The organism is Mycolicibacter engbaekii (assembly GCF_002101585.1).
Taxonomy (GTDB): domain Bacteria; phylum Actinomycetota; class Actinomycetes; order Mycobacteriales; family Mycobacteriaceae; genus Mycobacterium; species Mycobacterium engbaekii.
This window is the reverse complement of record NZ_LQOT01000021.1, coordinates 97,878-114,788: the sequence shown is the minus strand read 5'-3', so window position 1 is coordinate 114,788 and position 16,911 is coordinate 97,878. Positions and strand designations below refer to the sequence as shown.

General features: G+C 68.9%; 16 protein-coding genes and 1 pseudogene. 14 read left to right on the top strand and 3 right to left on the bottom strand.

The window, feature by feature from the left end:
* A pseudogene (locus tag AWC02_RS05985) lies at window positions 1–93 on the top strand (type VII secretion protein EsxI); the annotation flags it as partial.
* A 208-nt stretch (window positions 94–301) separates the two neighbouring features.
* On the opposite strand, the gene AWC02_RS05980 reads toward AWC02_RS05985, so the two are convergent.
* On the bottom strand, window positions 302–1,396 hold the full coding sequence (locus AWC02_RS05980) for a hypothetical protein (RefSeq protein WP_085127852.1): 1,095 nt from the start codon (window positions 1,394–1,396) through the stop codon (window positions 302–304).
* Between the two features lie 108 nt (window positions 1,397–1,504).
* Between AWC02_RS05980 and aspS the strand changes: the two genes are divergently transcribed.
* Both aspS and AWC02_RS05970 read left to right on the top strand, forming a co-directional pair.
* Complete coding sequence (gene aspS, locus AWC02_RS05975; protein WP_085127851.1) at window positions 1,505–3,274, top strand: aspartate--tRNA ligase; 1,770 nt, start codon at window positions 1,505–1,507, stop codon at window positions 3,272–3,274.
* Between the two features lie 45 nt (window positions 3,275–3,319).
* Window positions 3,320–3,733 carry a PaaI family thioesterase gene (locus AWC02_RS05970; protein WP_085127850.1) on the top strand — a complete coding sequence of 138 codons (414 nt, stop codon included), beginning with the start codon at window positions 3,320–3,322 and terminating at the stop codon, window positions 3,731–3,733.
* 6 nt (window positions 3,734–3,739) lie between these two features.
* On the opposite strand, the gene AWC02_RS22470 is transcribed toward AWC02_RS05970, so the two are convergent.
* Window positions 3,740–4,081 (bottom strand): transglycosylase family protein, encoded by a 342-nt coding sequence (locus tag AWC02_RS22470; protein WP_046318788.1) that lies wholly within the window; start codon window positions 4,079–4,081, stop codon window positions 3,740–3,742.
* A gap of 438 nt (window positions 4,082–4,519) precedes the next feature.
* Here AWC02_RS22470 and AWC02_RS05960 point away from each other — a divergent pair, with 438 nt between their 5' ends.
* The 3 genes from AWC02_RS05960 to AWC02_RS05950 all read left to right on the top strand — a co-directional run bounded on the left by AWC02_RS05960 (window position 4,520) and on the right by AWC02_RS05950 (window position 7,909).
* On the top strand, window positions 4,520–5,362 hold the full coding sequence (locus AWC02_RS05960) for a DUF3097 domain-containing protein (protein ID WP_085127848.1): 843 nt from the start codon (window positions 4,520–4,522) through the stop codon (window positions 5,360–5,362).
* Between the two features lie 76 nt (window positions 5,363–5,438).
* Window positions 5,439–6,548: an NDMA-dependent alcohol dehydrogenase gene (locus AWC02_RS05955; RefSeq protein ID WP_085127847.1), complete on the top strand. Its 1,110-nt coding sequence runs from the start codon at window positions 5,439–5,441 to the stop codon at window positions 6,546–6,548.
* Window positions 6,549–6,574: 26 nt separating this feature from the next.
* Window positions 6,575–7,909, top strand: coding sequence for a replication-associated recombination protein A (locus AWC02_RS05950; RefSeq protein ID WP_207568001.1), 1,335 nt, complete (start codon window positions 6,575–6,577; stop codon window positions 7,907–7,909).
* Window positions 7,910–7,923: 14 nt separating this feature from the next.
* Here AWC02_RS05950 and AWC02_RS05945 read toward each other — a convergent pair whose 3' ends face one another.
* On the bottom strand, window positions 7,924–8,544 hold the full coding sequence (locus AWC02_RS05945) for a hypothetical protein (protein ID WP_085127846.1): 621 nt from the start codon (window positions 8,542–8,544) through the stop codon (window positions 7,924–7,926).
* A gap of 205 nt (window positions 8,545–8,749) precedes the next feature.
* Here AWC02_RS05945 and AWC02_RS05940 point away from each other — a divergent pair, with 205 nt between their 5' ends.
* From AWC02_RS05940 to aroC, 8 genes are all read left to right on the top strand, one after another.
* Entirely contained in the window at window positions 8,750–9,160 is a 411-nt protein-coding gene (locus tag AWC02_RS05940) for a secondary thiamine-phosphate synthase enzyme YjbQ (RefSeq protein WP_085127845.1), read from the top strand.
* Window positions 9,161–9,244: 84 nt separating this feature from the next.
* Window positions 9,245–11,941 carry an alanine--tRNA ligase gene (gene alaS, locus AWC02_RS05935; protein WP_085127844.1) on the top strand — a complete coding sequence of 899 codons (2,697 nt, stop codon included), beginning with the start codon at window positions 9,245–9,247 and terminating at the stop codon, window positions 11,939–11,941.
* On the top strand, window positions 11,938–12,465 hold the full coding sequence (ruvX, locus tag AWC02_RS05930; RefSeq protein ID WP_085127843.1) for a Holliday junction resolvase RuvX: 528 nt from the start codon (window positions 11,938–11,940) through the stop codon (window positions 12,463–12,465). Before alaS ends, ruvX begins: the two co-directional genes overlap by 4 nt.
* Window positions 12,458–13,711, top strand: a complete 1,254-nt coding sequence (locus tag AWC02_RS05925) for an endolytic transglycosylase MltG (RefSeq protein ID WP_085127842.1) — start codon at window positions 12,458–12,460, stop codon at window positions 13,709–13,711. The genes ruvX and AWC02_RS05925 overlap by 8 nt, the downstream gene beginning before the upstream one ends.
* Window positions 13,689–14,525 carry a shikimate dehydrogenase gene (locus AWC02_RS05920; protein WP_085127841.1) on the top strand — a complete coding sequence of 279 codons (837 nt, stop codon included), beginning with the start codon at window positions 13,689–13,691 and terminating at the stop codon, window positions 14,523–14,525. The genes AWC02_RS05925 and AWC02_RS05920 overlap by 23 nt, the downstream gene beginning before the upstream one ends.
* Before the next feature lie 10 nt (window positions 14,526–14,535).
* Complete coding sequence (locus AWC02_RS05915; protein ID WP_085127840.1) at window positions 14,536–14,955, top strand: prepilin peptidase; 420 nt, start codon at window positions 14,536–14,538, stop codon at window positions 14,953–14,955.
* 83 nt (window positions 14,956–15,038) lie between these two features.
* Window positions 15,039–15,524: a hypothetical protein gene (locus AWC02_RS05910; RefSeq protein ID WP_237160336.1), complete on the top strand. Its 486-nt coding sequence runs from the start codon at window positions 15,039–15,041 to the stop codon at window positions 15,522–15,524.
* Window positions 15,525–15,636: 112 nt separating this feature from the next.
* Window positions 15,637–16,863 (top strand): chorismate synthase, encoded by a 1,227-nt coding sequence (aroC, locus tag AWC02_RS05905; RefSeq protein WP_085127839.1) that lies wholly within the window; start codon window positions 15,637–15,639, stop codon window positions 16,861–16,863.
* Window positions 16,864–16,911: the final 48 nt, after the last annotated feature.

Here is a 16,911-nt window from a genome sequence, read left to right as displayed (position 1 = left end):
TACGAGCAGGCCAACTCCCACGGTCAGAAGGTGCAGACCGCCGGCAACAACATGGCCAACACCGACGCGTCGGTTGGTTCCAGCTGGGCCTGAGCCCCAGCAAGCCCTCACGAAGCCGGCGCAGCCCACAGAGGCTGCGCCGGTTTCGTGCGTTTCGGGGGCCTGACCGTGCGAGAGCCACCAGGTTTCGGGCGCTCGGCGCTCCCTTGGGTTCGAGCCGCTGAAACCGTCCCGGGGAATGCGGACGCCGCCTCCCCGGGACGCGCCTCGTCACCGGGGCGCTGCAGCCGGCTGGCGGCAGTTAGCTGATAGCCGCCGACGAGCACGCCCCCAGCACCGTGGTGGACAGGAAGGTCGCGGCGTTGGCCAAGGAGTTGTCGGAGGGGTCGTAGGTCGGCAGTGCCAGCACGAACGCCCGCCGGTACTGCGCGGACAACTCCGCGAAGTCTTGCAGGGTGGGGTTGTTGCTGCGCCGGCCCAGCTGCTGCATCTTGTTGGCAAGGCTGATCATGACGGGCCCGACTGCCAGGTTGATCGCCTTCTGCTGCGGGTTCCAGTACGTCGCCGGGATGGTGGGATCCATGCCGTGCCACTCGGCGGCGTCGGCACCGAATTTGTCCAGCGTGGCCTTCCAATCCGCGCACACCGAGTTCGAGCCGGTCAGGTAACGCTGCGGGTTGGCGGGATTGCCCGGCGAAGCGACCTTGGTGGGGGAGGCCTGCGCCTCGACCAGCGGGCCGCGGGCAGCCGCCGAGCCGTTGTTGGCGGCCGCGCAGATCGCGGCCAGCGCCGACGCCGCGCTGTGCGCGGTCCCGGCCAGGGCGGCATCGCGCTCGGTGTAGCTGGGAATGTGCTCGACGAAGGTCCGCGCGTAGGCGATGAACTGCTCGTAGAGTTCCCGCATCACCCGGTGCGGGGTCAGCTTCACCAGACCGACGGCCTGGGCGGCAGCGTTGCGCACCACCTGCCCGGCGGCCATGTACTCCCGCTTCTGCTCGTCGTTCCATGCCGATGCCGGGATGGACTGGTCGCGCTCATTCCAGTGGCCGTGTCCCAACATCGACAACGTGCTGGACAGATTGCCACTGATCGAGACCCACGCGGTGCAGCTGGGGTCGTTGATGATGATCGAGACCGGCCCGGTGTCGTCCGCGCTGGCGATGCCCGCAGCGGCCGCGTTACGGCTGGAGGTTGAGCCGTCGAGCGTGCTCTTGCCGGGGTCGCCGCCCAGCAGCACGACTCCGACCAGGACCAGTGCGACCACGGCCAGCACGACAACGGCGGCCAGCCCCCACTTGAGGCTCTTGTTCTGTTTGGGCTCAGCGCCTTCGTCGTCATAGACCTCGTCCTCGTCGTCGTCGTAGTCGAAGTCGAGGTCATCGGTCCCGTTAGTCACAGTGAGCCAGCTTAAAGCACCGACCGGCGCGGGGCAGGGCGACAACAGGGCTCTAGACTTGGCGGCGGTCAAACCGTTACCGAACCATCCATCGCCAAGGGGGTATTCGTGCTGCGCAGCCACGACGCCGGCTCACTGCGGGCCACCGACGCCGGGCGCAGCGTCACGCTTGCCGGTTGGGTGGCGCGCCGGCGCGACCACGGCGGGGTCATCTTCATCGACCTGCGTGACGCTTCGGGAGTCGCACAGGTGGTGTTCCGGGACCCCGCTGTGCTCGAGCAGGCACACCGGCTGCGGGCCGAGTTCTGTGTGGCGGTGACCGGTGTTGTCGAGGTCCGGCCCGAGGGCAATGAGAATCCGGACCTGCCCACCGGGGCCATCGAACTGAACGCCACTGCGCTGACTGTGCTCAACGAGGCCGCGCCACTGCCGTTTCAGCTCGACGAGTCGGCCGGTGAGGAGGCCCGGCTCAAGCACCGGTACCTGGACCTGCGTCGTGAAGACGGTCCCGGCGCCGCGCTGCGGCTTCGTTCCCGGGCCAACGCGGCGGCCCGGGCGGTTCTGGCTGAGCACGACTTCGTCGAGATCGAAACTCCCACGCTGACGCGTTCCACGCCCGAGGGCGCCCGCGATTTCCTGGTCCCGGCGCGGCTGCAGCCCGGTTCCTTCTATGCGTTGCCGCAGAGTCCGCAGCTGTTCAAGCAGCTGCTGATGGTGGCCGGCATGGAGCGCTACTACCAGATCGCCCGGTGCTACCGCGACGAGGATTTTCGGGCCGACCGCCAGCCGGAGTTCACCCAGCTGGACCTCGAGATGAGCTTCGTCGACGCCGAGGATGTGATCGCCGTCGCCGAGCAGGTGCTCAAGGCGCTGTGGGCCCTGATCGGCTACGACCTGCCGCTGCCGTTGCCCCGCATCACCTACGCCGAAGCGATGCGCCGCTTCGGGTCCGACAAGCCCGATCTGCGTTTCGGACTGGAACTGGTGGAGTGCACAGAGTTCTTCTCCGACACCACTTTTCGGGTGTTTCAGGCTCCCTACGTGGGTGCGGTGGTCATGCCGGGCGGGGCATCGCAGCCGCGCCGCACGCTGGACGGCTGGCAGGAGTGGGCCAAGCAGCGCGGCCACAAGGGGCTGGCATATGTGCTGGTCGGCGAGGACGGGGAACTGTCCGGTCCGGTGGCCAAGAACCTCACCGATGCCGAACGGGCAGGGCTGGCCGGGCACGTCGGTGCCGCGCCGGGGGACTGCATCTTCTTCTCAGCCGGGCCGGCCAAGCCGTCCCGGGCATTGCTGGGGGCGGCTAGGGGCGAGATCGCCCGGCGTCTGGACCTGATCGACCCGAACGCCTGGGCGTTCACGTGGGTGGTGGACCCGCCACTGTTCGAACCGGCCGACGACGCCACCGCCGCCGGTGACGTGGCGGTCGGCTCCGGAGCCTGGACCGCGGTGCACCACGCCTTCACCTCGCCCAAGCCGGAACACGCCGATCGCATCGAGACCGACCCCGGCTCGGTGCTCGCGGACGCCTACGACGTGGTCTGCAACGGCAACGAGATCGGTGGCGGTTCTATCCGTATCCATCGGCGTGATGTCCAGCAGCAGGTCTTCAAGGTGATGGGAATCGACGAGGCGGCGGCCAACGAGAAGTTCGGATTCCTGCTGGACGCCTTCAGCTTCGGCGCTCCGCCACACGGCGGGCTGGCGTTCGGCTGGGACCGGGTGGTGGCGTTGCTGGCCGGTGTGGACTCGATCCGGGAGGTCATCGCCTTCCCCAAGTCCGGCGGGGGAATCGATCCGCTGACCGACGCTCCGGCGCCCATCACCGCGGCGCAGCGCAAGGAGGCCGGGATCGACGCGGTGCCTCAGCAGCGCTGAGGCACCCGCTGGACACCGATACCTCGGTGGTCGAAGCTGGCAGGCATGGATTCGGCTGAGTACGCCCGACTGGTTGTCGCCAACATGCCGTTCGCGGCGGTCCTGCAGATCCAATTCGCCGAACTGGCACCGCAACTGGTGCGTGCGACCATGGCGTGGGCCCCGGAGCGCTGCACCACCGGTGGCATGCTGCACGGGGGAGCGCTGATGGCGTTCGCCGACACGGCCGGCGCGGTCTGCGCGGTCATGAACCTGCCGCGGGGCGCCGCCACCTCGACCATCGAGTCGAAGACGAATTTCTTCCGCGCGGTGCGGGACGGCACGGTGACGGCAACCAGCGTTCCACTGCATGTCGGGCGGAGCACCATCGTGGTGCAGACCGATCTCGGCGACGACGACGGCGGGCTGGTGGCCCGGGTCACCCAGACCCAGGCGGTGCTGGCGGCTAAGGCGCGGTAGGCGCGCTCACCAGAACGGCTTGAGCAGCTGGCGCATGGCCGGCGGCACCCAGCCTTTGACCGATGACGGAAATACCCGGCCCGGTCCGCATTTCGGCCAGGCGTAGGGGCCCTGCTCGTCGAGGACCCGGTTGGCTACGGCGATCTGTTGCTCGCGAGTCGCCTTCGCCGGTGACCCCACCCCGCCGAATGCGCGCCACGTCGACGGTTTGAACTGCAGTCCGCCGTAAAAGCCGTTCCCGGTGTCGGCGGCCCAATTACCGCCCGATTCGCATTGTGCGACCGCGTCCCAGCCGATCGCCATATTGTCGGCGTGGGCTACCCCCGCCGAGGACAGCATGGTGCCCATGATCCCCCCGGTGATCAGCCCGGACGTGGCCCATCTCAGCCGTTGGCGTCCGAACCGCACGACACGCCGTGTCGTGTTCCGGTACATATCACAACCTCCGTGATAGGTGTATATCAATGAGGTTTCAGAGCATAACGCGATGAATGATAAAAAAACACATTTCGGTCACCTAATGATGCAAATGAGTTTATTGTTCTTATTGGGGCAAAAGTGAAAATAGATGTTCTAGTTAACTGAGTTGTTACTGTTACGTATGTTGCGAGAGATCTCTTAGAAATTAAGAAGTTATTGAGTGACTGGTGTTACTCAAGTGGCTGTTGTGTCAAGAGTGACAACTGAGGCGTCTGAACGCTGGCCGCGCCGCCGCCCGGAAAAAATCGCTGGAATCGCGCGTCCGGTTCACTCGCAGCGCGCCCGTGCGCCCCTAGGCTGCCTCGGGTGGCAGACCGCTATGGATCCGACATCCTCGCCGACAACCCGCACACCGCCCGCAAGATCCGCTCGGTCGAGGTCCCCGTGCAACGCGGCATGGTGGTCGAAGACGCCCAGAGCGGCTTCGTCGGCGCCGTCGTGCGAGTCGCCTACGGACGGATGGACTTAGAGGACCGGCACGGGCGTACCCGCGGTTTTCCCGTCGGCCCCGGTTATCTCATCGACGGCAAGCCGGTGATCCTGACCGAGCCCCGGCCGGCCGCTGCCCGCCCGCCGGCCCGCACGGCGTCGGGCTCGGTGGCGGTGCCCGGAGCGCGGGCCAAGGTCGCGCTGGCCAGCCGGATCTATGTGGAGGGCCGCCACGACGCCGAACTGGTCGAACAGGTCTGGGGTGAGGACCTGCGCGTCGAGGGAGTGGTGGTCGAGTACCTCGGTGGCATCGACGATCTGGCGGCAATCGTCGCCGAATTCCGGCCCGGACCCGGCCGCCGGCTCGGCGTGCTCGTCGATCACCTGGTCGCGGGATCCAAAGAGACCCGGATCGCCGAGACGGTGCGCCGGGGGCCGGGCGGCGCCCACACCCTGATCGTGGGGCATCCCTACGTCGACATCTGGCAGGCGGTGAAGCCGGCGCGACTGGGGCTGCGGGCGTGGCCGAAGATCCCGCGCAATGTGGAGTTCAAGCACGGTATCTGCGACGCCCTGGGCTGGCCGCACAACGGGCAGGCCGACATCGCGGCCGCCTGGCAACGCATCCGCGGCCGGGTGCGGGACTGGACCGATCTGGAGCCCGAGCTGATCGGCCGGGTCGAGGAACTGATCGACTTCGTGACGCAACCCGGCGGTTAGCGAGCCTCGACGCAGGAGAGGCGGCTTTTCCGCTGAACCGGGCCGCTGGAGTGCGCCGAGCCGGTTGGATGTGCCCATGAAAACAATTGCCGCCGTGGCCCATGCGCCCAACAAGCCATTCGAGATCGTGGAGCTCGACCTCGACGGGCCCGGCCCGGGCGAGGTGCTGATCAAGTTCGTCGCCGCCGGACTGTGCCATTCGGACCTGCACCTGGCCGACGGCGACTGGCCGTCCCGGTTCCCGATCGTCGGCGGGCACGAGGGCTCGGGGATCATCGAGGACGTCGGTCCAGGGGTCACCAAGGTCAAACCCGGCGATCACGTGGTGTGCTGTTTCATCCCCAGCTGCGGGGCCTGCCGGTACTGCTCGACCGGGCGGCAGAACCTGTGCGACATGGGAGCCACCATCCTGGAGGGCTGTATGCCCGACGGCACCTTCCGCTTCCACTCGGGTGGAACCGATTACGGCGGGTTCTGCATGTTGGGCACCTTCGCGGAGCGGGCCACGGTCTCGCAGCACTCGGTGGTCAAGGTCGACGACTGGCTGCCCCTGGAAACCGCGGTACTGGCCGGCTGCGGAGTGCCCACCGGCTGGGCGACGGCCAACTATGACGGTGGGGTGCGCGCCGGTGACACCGTGGTGGTCTATGGCATCGGCGGGGTCGGCATCAACGCCGTACAGGGCGCCGCGCACGCCGGTGCAAAGTATGTGGTGGCGGTCGACCCGGTGGAGTTCAAACGCGAGACCGCCTTGAAGCTGGGTGCCACGCATGCGTTCGCCACCGCTGATGAGGCGATGGACAAGATCGCCGAACTGACCTGGGGGCAGATGGCCGACCAGGCGCTGATCACCGTCGGTGACTTGGGTGAGGCGGTGACGACCGCCGCAATCAACACCGTCGGTAAGGGCGGCACCGTGGTCATCGCGGCGATGGCCCGCTTGGAGGACCTCGATGTGCAGGTGTCGGGCACGATGCTGGCGCTGTTCGGAAAGACGATCAAAGGCACGCTGTTCGGAGGGGCGAACCCGCAGTACGACATCGTGCGGCTGCTGCGCCTCTACGACGCCGGCCAGCTCAAGCTCGACGAGCTCATCACCCGCCGGTACACCCTGGAGCAGGTCAACGAGGGTTACCAGGACCTGCGCGACGGCAAGAACATCCGTGGCGTGATCATGCACCGCTGACGTCACGGCGTCCAGGCGGGAATGGTATGCCTGAAGGCGTGTCCGACGGACTGTTCGACCTCACCGGGGCGCCGGCGCCCGAACCCGGCGCGGCCCCGTCCACGCCGTTGGCGGTGCGGATGCGTCCGGCGTCCCTCGACGAGGTGGTCGGCCAGGATCACCTGCTGGGGCAGGGGTCTCCGCTGCGCCGGCTGGTCGACGGCTCCGGGGCTGCCTCGGTCATTCTCTACGGCCCGCCCGGCACCGGAAAGACCACGCTGGCCTCGCTGATCTCCGGCGCTACCGGCCGGCGCTTCGAGGCGCTCTCGGCGCTGAGTGCCGGGGTCAAAGAGGTGCGCGCCGTGATCGACACCGCGCGACGCGCGGCCGCCTACGGCGAGCAGACCGTGTTGTTCATCGATGAGGTGCACCGGTTCTCCAAGACCCAGCAGGACGCGTTGCTGGCCGCGGTGGAGAACCGGGTGGTGCTGCTGGTGGCCGCCACCACCGAGAACCCGTCGTTCTCGGTGGTCGCCCCGCTGCTGAGCCGGTCGCTGATCCTGCAGCTGCGGCCGCTGGGGCCCGAGGACATCGCCACCGTGGTGCGGCGCGCCATCGATGACGAACGCGGCCTGGGCGGGCGCATCGAGGTGACACCCGACGCCGTCGACCTGCTGGTTCGGTTGGCCGCCGGCGACGCCCGCCGGGCCTTGACCGCGCTGGAAGTGGCTGCTGAGGCCGGCCAGCGGGTGACCGTGGAGATCGTCGAGGGTTCCCTGGACCAGGCTGCGGTGCGCTACGACCGCGACGGCGACCAGCACTACGACGTCATCAGCGCCTTCATCAAATCGGTGCGCGGCTCCGACGTCGACGCCGCGTTGCACTACCTGGCCCGGATGCTGGTCGCGGGGGAGGACCCGCGGTTCATCGCGCGCCGGCTGATGATCCTGGCCAGCGAAGACATCGGGATGGGCGACCCGACCGCGCTGCAGACCGCGGTGGCCGCCGCGCAGACCGTCGCGCTGATCGGCATGCCCGAGGCGCAGCTCACCTTGGCGCACGCCACCGTGCACCTGGCGACCGCTCCGAAGTCCAACGCCGTGACCACAGCGCTGGGCGCGGCGATGGCCGACATCCGGGCCGGCAAGGCCGGGGCGGTTCCGGCGCACCTGCGCGACGGGCATTACGCGGGAGCGCAGTCACTGGGCAACGCGGTGGGCTACCGCTACGCCCACGACCATCCCGACGGGGTGGTGCCGCAGCAGTATCCGCCCGACGATCTGGTGGGCGTGGACTACTACCAGCCCACCAGCCGGGGAGCCGAACGCGAGATCAGCGGGCGCCTGGCGCGGCTGCGCGCGATCATTCGCCGTCGACCGTGACGGCGACCAGCCCGCTACGCCAGTTCGGGCACTCTCAAGTGAGCCAGTGCCAGTTCGAACTCGCACTCGTCGAGTTCTTCAGCGCCGGCCTCCCGCATCGATTGAGCTTTGATCTCAGCCGCCTGGTCGCGGCTTCGCTCCATGGCTGCCTGGCTGTCGAACGTGGTACACGAGACGCCGCGGCCCGATGCACGGTCGACCATCAGGCTCGCGCTGCTGAACCCGTCGAGACCCTCGAGTTGCGGTAGCACCGATGACTTGTAGTACTCGATGCCTTCGTCCATCCGCTCCGGTGGCACTTTCACCCAGGTGGCCCGGACGCATGCGCCGGCGTGCGTGGGGTGGTCGCGGTGCAGCGCCACAATGTCCCACTCTTCGACGGTGGGCGATCCGCCGAACGTCATCGCGGCCCGGTCCCGAATCGGCCGGACATGCTCGGTGCTGGATTGCATCGCCTCCTTGGTCTCCCACGAAGTGGTAGCGATGCAGCGGCCAGTCTGTCGATCGACCAACAGCGACACACCCACACACCCATCGATCTGTTGGAGTGCGGGCATGACCTCATCACGAATATGTGCAATCCCCTCGTCAAGCGGTAAGGATTGCGCGATCACAGTGGTGGAGCGTGCGTACACGATAGGGCTCCCTTGAACGGGGTAGCGCCCCGGTGACGCCACCGGCCTAGGTACCACCCTCCTCCGCCGAAGGGGGTGTGGCAATAGGCAATTCGGCTCATCCGGAGCTGCGTCGCGGCCGCAGGAAAACGTGCACGGTTGGACCCGGACGAGCGCGGTTACGTGGACTGACGGAGCCCGCCGGAACGTCCGTAGGCTGGACAGCGTGAACACCGAAGTGCTCGATGTCGACACCTCCCGGCGTCAAACCGTCGACCTGACCGCGCAGGTGCGCTCGTTCTGCGCCGGCCACGGTGACGGGCTGTGCAACGTCTTCGTGCCGCACGCGACGGCGGGAGTGGCGATCATCGAGACGGGCGCCGGGTCCGACTCCGATCTGGTCGCCACGCTGGAGCGACTCCTGCCGCGCGACGACCGCTATCGCCACGCGCACGGGTCGCCGGGGCACGGGGCCGACCATGTGTTGCCGGCGATCGTGGCGCCGTCGATCACCGTTCCGGTGGCGAACGGCGAGCCACTTCTGGGAATCTGGCAGTCGGTGGTTCTGGTCGACCTCAACCGTGACAACCCTCGCCGCAGCGTGCGACTGAGCTTTGTCGGTGCCGACGCCACCTGAGGATCCTTGCCTGCCGAGGCGACGATCGGCAGACCGGTACTGTAGTGCCGTCGAAACGGGCGAGACGGCGGGAAGCGATAGAAAGTGCAGACACACGAGATCAGGAAGCGCTTCCTCGATCACTTCGTGAAAGCGGGCCACACCGAAGTGCCGAGCGCTTCGGTCATCCTGGATGACCCCAACCTGTTGTTCATCAATGCGGGCATGGTGCAGTTCGTGCCGTATTTCCTGGGCCAACAGACCCCTCCGTATGCCACTGCCACGAGCATCCAAAAGTGCATCCGGACCCCGGACATCGACGAGGTGGGCATCACCACCCGGCACAACACCTTCTTCCAGATGGCCGGCAACTTCTCGTTCGGCGACTATTTCAAGCGCGGCGCCATCGAGCTGGCCTGGACGCTGCTGACCAACAGTGTCGATAACGGCGGATACGGGCTGGACCCGGAACGGCTGTGGGCCACTGTCTATCTCGACGACGACGAGGCCATCGCGTTGTGGCAGGAGATCGCGGGACTGCCGCTCGAGCGGATCCAGCGCCGCGGCATGGCCGACAACTACTGGTCGATGGGTATCCCGGGACCGTGCGGACCGTCGTCGGAGATCTACTACGACCGCGGCCCGGAGTTCGGTGTCGACGGCGGGCCGGTGGCCAACGAGGACCGCTACATCGAGATCTGGAACCTCGTCTTCATGCAGAACGAGCGGGGCGAGGGCACCTCCAAGGAGGACTTCGAGATCCTCGGACCGCTGCCGCGCCAGAACATCGACACCGGGATGGGGATCGAGCGGGTCGCCTTCCTGCTCCAGGGCGTGCCCAACGTCTACGAGACCGATCTGGTCCGCCCGGTCATCGACCTGGTCGCGACCCGGGCGCCGCGCGGCTACAACACCGGCAACCAAGCCGACGACGTGCGCTATCGGATCATCGCCGATCACTCCCGCACCGCGGCGATCCTGATCGGCGACGGGGTGAGCCCGGGCAATGACGGCCGCGGCTATGTGCTGCGCCGGCTGCTGCGCCGGGTGATCCGCTCGGCCAAGCTGCTGGGTATCGAGGGTCCGATAGTCGGCGACCTGATGGCCACCGTGCGCGACGCCATGGGGCCGTCATATCCGGAATTGGTCACCGACTTCGACCGGATCAGCCGGATCGCCGTGGCCGAGGAGACCGCGTTCAACCGGACCCTGGCGTCGGGATCCAAGCTGTTCGACGAAGCGGCGGCGGCGACCAAGGCCGCCGGGGTCACGGTGCTGTCCGGCAGCGATGCCTTCACCCTGCACGACACCTACGGTTTTCCGATCGAACTCACCTTGGAGATGGCCTCGGAGGCCGGTCTGCAGGTCGACGAGTCCGGTTTCCGCGCCCTGATGGCCGAGCAGCGCCGGCGCGCCAAAGCCGACGCGGCCGCCCGCAAGCACGCGCACGCCGACTTGACCGCCTACCGGGAGCTGATCGACGCCGGACCCACCGAGTTCACCGGGTTCGACACGCTCACCACCGACGCCCGCATTCTGGGCATCTTCGTCGACGGCAAGCGGGTGCCCGTGGTCTCCCACGACACGGCCGGTGTCGGGGGGCACCCCGATCGCGTCGAGCTGGTGCTCGACCGCACCCCGCTCTACGCCGAGGCCGGTGGGCAGATCGCCGATGTGGGGACCATCACCGCCGGGCCGTCCAAGGCCATGGTGACCGACGTGCAGAAGATCGCTCAGACGCTGTTCGTGCACCGGGTCAACGTCGAATCCGGCGAATTCGTCGAGGGCGACACGGTCACCGCGGCCGTCGACCCCACCTGGCGCAAGGGTGCCACCCAAGGCCACTCGGGCACCCACATGGTGCACGCCGCGTTGCGGCAAGTGCTGGGGCCCAACGCTGTTCAGGCCGGCTCGCTGAACCGGCCGGGCTATCTGCGGTTCGACTTCAACTGGCAGGGGGCGCTCTCCGATGAGCAGCGCCGCCAGGTCGAGGAGGTCACCAACGAGGCCGTACAGGCTGACTTCGAGGTCCACACCTTCACCGAAGAGCTCGAGAAGGCCAAGGCCATGGGGGCCATGGCGATGTTCGGCGAGCGCTACCCGGAGAAGGTGCGGGTCGTCGAGATCGGCGGCCCCTTCTCCCTGGAGCTGTGCGGCGGGACGCATGTGGGCAGCTCGGCGCAGATCGGTCCGGTGACCATCCTGGGCGAATCCTCGGTCGGCTCCGGGGTGCGCCGCGTCGAGGCCTACGTGGGGCTGGACTCTTTCCGGCATCTGGCCAAGGAGCGTGCACTGATGGCCGGCCTGGCCTCCTCGCTGAAGGTGCCCTCCGAGGAAGTGCCCGCCCGGGTGGCGACGCTGGTGGAACGGCTGCGCGCGGCCGAGAAGGAACTGGACCGCGTCCGGCTGGCCAATGCGCGGGCGGCGGCCTCGACCGCCGCGGCCGGCGCCGAGAAGGTCGGTGACGTCCGTCTCGTGGCGCAGCGGATGCCCGCGGGCATCGGTGCCGGCGACCTGCGGTCGCTGGTCGGCGATATTCGCGGCAAGCTGGGGCAGGAGGCCGCGGTGGTGGCGCTGATCGCCGACGGCGCAGACAGCGTGCCCTACGTGGTGGCCGCCAACGCCGCCGCGCAGGAACTCGGGCTGCGCGCAGACGATCTGGTCAAGGATGTGGCGGCGGCGGTCTCGGGCCGCGGCGGCGGCAAGGCCGACTTGGCGCAGGGCTCCGGCAAGGACCCCGGCGGAATCGATGCCGCGTTGGCGGCCCTCCGCGCGGCGGTCGCCCGGAGCGCGCCGGCGTGACCTCACCCCACCATCGCAGCCCCGACCGGCCCGGCGGACCGGACGATCCCGGCCGCGGCCGGCGGCTCGGGGTGGATGTGGGCAGCGTGCGAATCGGCGTGTCCTGCTGCGACCCCGACGGCCTGCTGGCGACCCCGGTGGAGACCGTTCGACGGCACTCGTCGGGATCGCACCTGCGCCGGCTGGCCGACCTGGCCGATGAATACGACGTCGTCGAAGTGGTGGTGGGCCTGCCCCGGACCCTGGCGGACCGGGCCGGGTCGGCCGCGCAGGACGCCCTCAGCGTGGCCGACGGCCTGGCGCGGGTGCTGGCGCAGCGCGGCCGGCGCGCCCCGGTGCGGCTGGCCGACGAACGCCTGAGCACCGTCAGCGCGGCGCGTGACCTGCACGCGGCCGGTGTCCGCTCCAAACGGCAGCGGTCGGTGATCGACCAAGCGGCCGCGGTGACGATCCTGCAGAGCTGGCTCGACCAGCGCCGGGCGATGACCGGCTCGGCCCTGCCGACGGAGGACGACGATGTCTGACGCCAGGTCGGGGAAGCGAGCCAAACCGGCAGCGGTCGGGCCGCCGCGGCGCCGGATGAGCCGGACCGAGCGGGCCCGTGAGAGACGGTCGCGGCGCCAGCGCAACCGGCAGCGCCGCCTGGTCCGCGGTCTTGGCGCCGGGGCGGTTGCCCTGGTGTTGATCGCCGCGGTGTTCGTGGGCTCCAAGCTGTGGCACGCGCGCGGTCCGGTGGTCGACTTCACCGGCGATGGCGGCCCCCAGGTGCTGATCGAGGTCCGCGAGGGCGACTACACGACCGCTGTCGGCGAGACGCTGCGCAGTGCCGGGGTGATCGCCGACGTCGCGACCTTCCTCAGTGCTGCGCAGGGCAACTCCGCCATTGCGGCGATCCAGCCTGGCTTCTACCGGCTGCGGACCGAGATCCCGGCCGCCAGTGCGGTGCGCCAGCTCACCGACCCGGCGAACCGGGTGGGCAAGCTGGTGATTCCCGAAGGGCGCCAGCTCGACGACACCACCGACATGAAGACCGAGCGGGTGACCGCTGGACTGTTCACGCTGATCGCCGAGGCCAGCTGTCTGGAACTCAACGGCGATCGGCACTGCCTGACCGTCCAAGAGCTGCGGCGCGCCGCCGAGACCGAGACTCCCGAGGCCCTGGCGGTCCCGGACTGGGCGCTGGGGCCGGTCACCCGGCTCGGGCACGACCACCGCCGCATCGAGGGGTTGATCACCGCCGGCACCTGGAACGTGGATCCCACCGCGACGGCGTCGACCGTGCTGGCGAAGCTGATCAGCCAGAGCAGCGCCGAGCTGGACCGCTCCGGCCTGCCCGCCATCGCTGAACAGTTGGGCATGACCCCCTACGAAATGCTGGTGGTGGCCTCGCTGGTGCAGCGGGAGGCGCTTCCGCACGACTTCGCCAAGGTGGCCCGGGTCATCGACAACCGGCTGGGGGTGCCGCAGCGCCTGGAATTCGACTCGACGGTCAACTATCCGCTGGACCGCCAGGAGGTGGCCACCACCGACGCCGACCGCGCCAAGGTGACGCCCTGGAACACCTATGCCTCCGAGGGACTGCCGGCCACGCCGATCTGCTCGCCGGGCAGAGACGCCCTCAACGCCGCCGAGCATCCCGAACCCGGAGACTGGCTGTACTTCGTGACGATCGACAAGGACGGCACCACATTGTTCACCCACAACTATCAGCAGCACCTGAGCAATATCGAGATGGCGCTGGACAACGGTGTCCTCGACAGTTCCCGCTGAGCCCGGGCCGCGCCGGGCCGCGGTACTGGGCTCGCCGATCGCCCACTCCCGCTCACCTCAGCTGCACCTGGCGGCCTACCGGGCCCTGGGCCTGCAGGACTGGACCTACGAACGCATCGAGTGCGGCGCGCAGGAATTGCCCGCACTGGTCGCCGGCCTCGGGCCGGAATGGGTCGGACTCTCGGTCACCATGCCGGGCAAATTCGCGGCCCTGGCGGTGGCCGACGAGCGGACCCGGCGCGCCGAGCGCATCGGTTCGGCGAACACGCTGGTACGCACCGCGACCGGGTGGTTGGCCGACAACACCGACGTCGACGGGGTGGCCGGGGCGCTGAGGACGGCCGGGCCGGTCTCCGGGGAGGCCGTCGTGCTGGGGTCGGGCGGCACCGCCCCGGCCGCGGTGGTGGGACTGGCCGAACTGGGAATCGGCCACATCACGGTGGCCGCCCGAAACCCTGACAAGGCTGCTCGGCTGGTCGCGCTGGCGACCGAGATGGGCGTGTCGGCTCGTTTCTGTGCCCTCGACGACCCGGCCCTGGCCCAGGCGGCCGGTGCCGCCTCGGTGCTGGTCAGCACACTGCCGGCCGAGGTCGCGGCGCGATACGCCCCGGTGCTGGGCGGGGTGCCGGTGCTGCTGGACGCGATCTACGACCCGTGGCCCACACCGCTGGCGGCTGCCGTCAGCGCCGCCGGGGGAACCGTGATCAGCGGCCTGCAGATGCTGCTGCACCAAGCGTTCACCCAGGTCGAGTTGTTCACCGGCCGGCCTGCGCCCCGCGCGGAGATGACTTGCGCGATCGCTGAGCCGGCCTGAGCATGACGCCATGGTGGCGGGCCTGGTCGTGGTATGGCTGACGCTGCTGAGCGGCTATGACCTCCGGCAACGCCGCCTGCCGAACTGGTTGACGCTGCCCGCCGCCGTGGCGGTGCCCGCGGCGGCTTTCGTGGCCGGCCGTGGGCCGGCCGCGCTGGCCGGTGCGGCAGCGCTGACCGGGGTGTATCTGGTGGTGCACCTGATCGCGCCGGACGGATTGGGGGCCGGCGACGTGAAGCTGGCGGTTGCGCTGGGGGCGCTCACCGGCTCCTTCGGGGCCGACGTCTGGCTGCTGGCCGCGGTGTCGGCGCCGCTGCTGACCGGGCTGTGCGGGCTGTGCACGGCGCTGGCACGGCGCGGCCGGACCGTCGCGCACGGGCCCTCGATGTGCCTGGCCAGTGCGGTGGCAACCGGCTTGGGAATGCGCTGAATACGGACTGTTCGCGGGGCGCATCCGGGTGCTGAGCTGAGGGAAAGCAAATTAACGGCGAATGTGATCTTGCCAGGATATGTTTGCCGCTCAGCCCATTTTTAGCTAATATCAACCGTATTGACCTGCTGTTTACCGGGTGTAGCCAAGAGGGGGTGACCGTGAAGCGAGCTGTGATTGGGGCCGTGGCCGCTGCTGGTGCGGTTGTCGTCGGCGGCACCGTTCTGGCCAGCAACATGGCTTCGCCGTCCCTGCCTGACGTGCAGGTGCCGGCGGTTCAGCTGTCCAGCGCCGAGGGAACCGACGCCACCGTGCAGTGGTTGGACCTGTTTGCGCAGACCTCGTCGGCCAACGCGGATGCGTTCGGCGGCTATCTGCTGGATCCGAATACCGCCGTGTCGCCAGGCGATTCTCCGCTGGTGCTGATCGATCCCGAGGCGTCCGCTGAGGATTTCGACCAGATCCTCGATGGGGTGGTCGGCAATGCCGGCAGCCAGCTCAAAGCGGTGACCTCGCCGAGCAACGGCCCGGATGCCGTCACCTACCTGATCCTTAAAAACGGTTCCTGAGCCGCCCTGCGGGTGCCGGCCGGACCTCCTGTTCGGTTCGTGCCGCCCCGGTAGTGCCTGTCCGCAACCGTAAACTCCTCCAAGCCCAGGTGGGCCTGACCGGCATGGGAAGATGAGACACGTGTTGCGTTGGATAACTGCCGGGGAGTCACACGGTCGCGCGCTGGTCGCCATGGTCGAGGGCATGGTCGCCGGGGTGACCGTCACCTCGGCCGACATCGCCGGGCAGCTTGCCCGCCGTCGGCTGGGCTATGGCCGCGGGGCGCGGATGAAGTTCGAGGCCGATGCGGTCACCGTGCTGTCCGGGGTGCGCCACGGGGTCACGCTGGGCGGTCCGATCGCCGTTGAGATCGGCAACACCGAATGGCCCAAGTGGGAGACGGTGATGGCCACCGATCCGGTGGACCCGGCCGTGCTGGCCGGCGAGGGCGGTGCCCGCAATGCGCCGCTCACCCGGCCCCGGCCCGGCCACGCGGACTTCGCGGGCATGCTCAAGTACGGCTTCGACGACGCCCGTCCGGTGCTCGAAAGGGCCAGCGCCCGCGAGACCGCCGCACGCGTCACCGCCGGGACCATTGCCCGGGCGTTTTTGGATCAGGCACTGGGGGTGCAGGTGATCTCCCACGTGATCTCGATCGGCGCCTCCGAACCCTACGACGGTCCGGTGCCGCAACCGTCGGACTTGGCGGCCATCGACGCCAGCCCGGTGCGCGCGTTCTGCGGGCAGGCCGAAGCGTCCATGATCGCCGAGATCGAGGCGGCCAAGGCCGACGGCGACACCCTGGGCGGCGTGGTCGAGGTGGTGGTGTCCGGCCTGCCGATCGGACTGGGCTCCTTCACCAGCGGCGATGACCGCCTGGACAGCCAGCTGGCCGCGGCGATCATGGGCATCCAGGCGATCAAGGGCGTCGAGATCGGCGACGGCTTCACCACCGCTCGCCGCCGGGGCAGCGCAGCGCACGACGAGATGTACCCCGGTCCGGACGGCGTGATGCGCTCCACCAACCGGGCCGGCGGCCTCGAAGGCGGGATGACCAACGGCCTGCCGTTACGGGTGCGCGCGGCGATGAAGCCGATCTCCACGGTGCCGCGGGCCCTGGCCACCGTGGACATGGCCACCGGCGAGGAAGCCGTCGCCATCCACCAGCGCTCGGACGTGTGCGCGGTACCGGCCGCCGGTGTGGTGGCCGAAGCCATGGTGGCGCTGGTCGTGGCACGTGCCGCGTTGGCCAAGTTCGGCGGCGACTCGCTGGCCGAAACCCGCCGCAACATCGAGGGCTATCGCCGTTCGGTGGCCGAGCGGGTGCCGGTCGCCGACCAGGATCTGGCATCGGGGTAGCCGCCGTGCTCACGCCGCCCTCTTCTGATCACTCCGTTCTGCATCGGC

Excerpts from the sequence above, each read along its gene's own strand:
- AWC02_RS05925 (WP_085127842.1), top strand. The coding sequence starts at position 12,458 with ATGTCTGACGCCAGGTCGGGGAAGCGAGCCAAACCGGCAGCGGTCGGG.
- AWC02_RS05915 (WP_085127840.1), top strand. The coding sequence starts at position 14,536 with ATGGTGGCGGGCCTGGTCGTGGTATGGCTGACGCTGCTGAGCGGCTAT.
- AWC02_RS05955 (WP_085127847.1), top strand. The coding sequence starts at position 5,439 with ATGAAAACAATTGCCGCCGTGGCCCATGCGCCCAACAAGCCATTCGAG.
- AWC02_RS05950 (WP_207568001.1), top strand. The coding sequence starts at position 6,575 with ATGCCTGAAGGCGTGTCCGACGGACTGTTCGACCTCACCGGGGCGCCG.
- aroC (WP_085127839.1), top strand. The coding sequence starts at position 15,637 with ATGAGACACGTGTTGCGTTGGATAACTGCCGGGGAGTCACACGGTCGC.
- AWC02_RS22470 (WP_046318788.1), bottom strand. The coding sequence starts at position 4,081 with ATGGGCACCATGCTGTCCTCGGCGGGGGTAGCCCACGCCGACAATATG.
- AWC02_RS05970 (WP_085127850.1), top strand. The coding sequence starts at position 3,320 with ATGGATTCGGCTGAGTACGCCCGACTGGTTGTCGCCAACATGCCGTTC.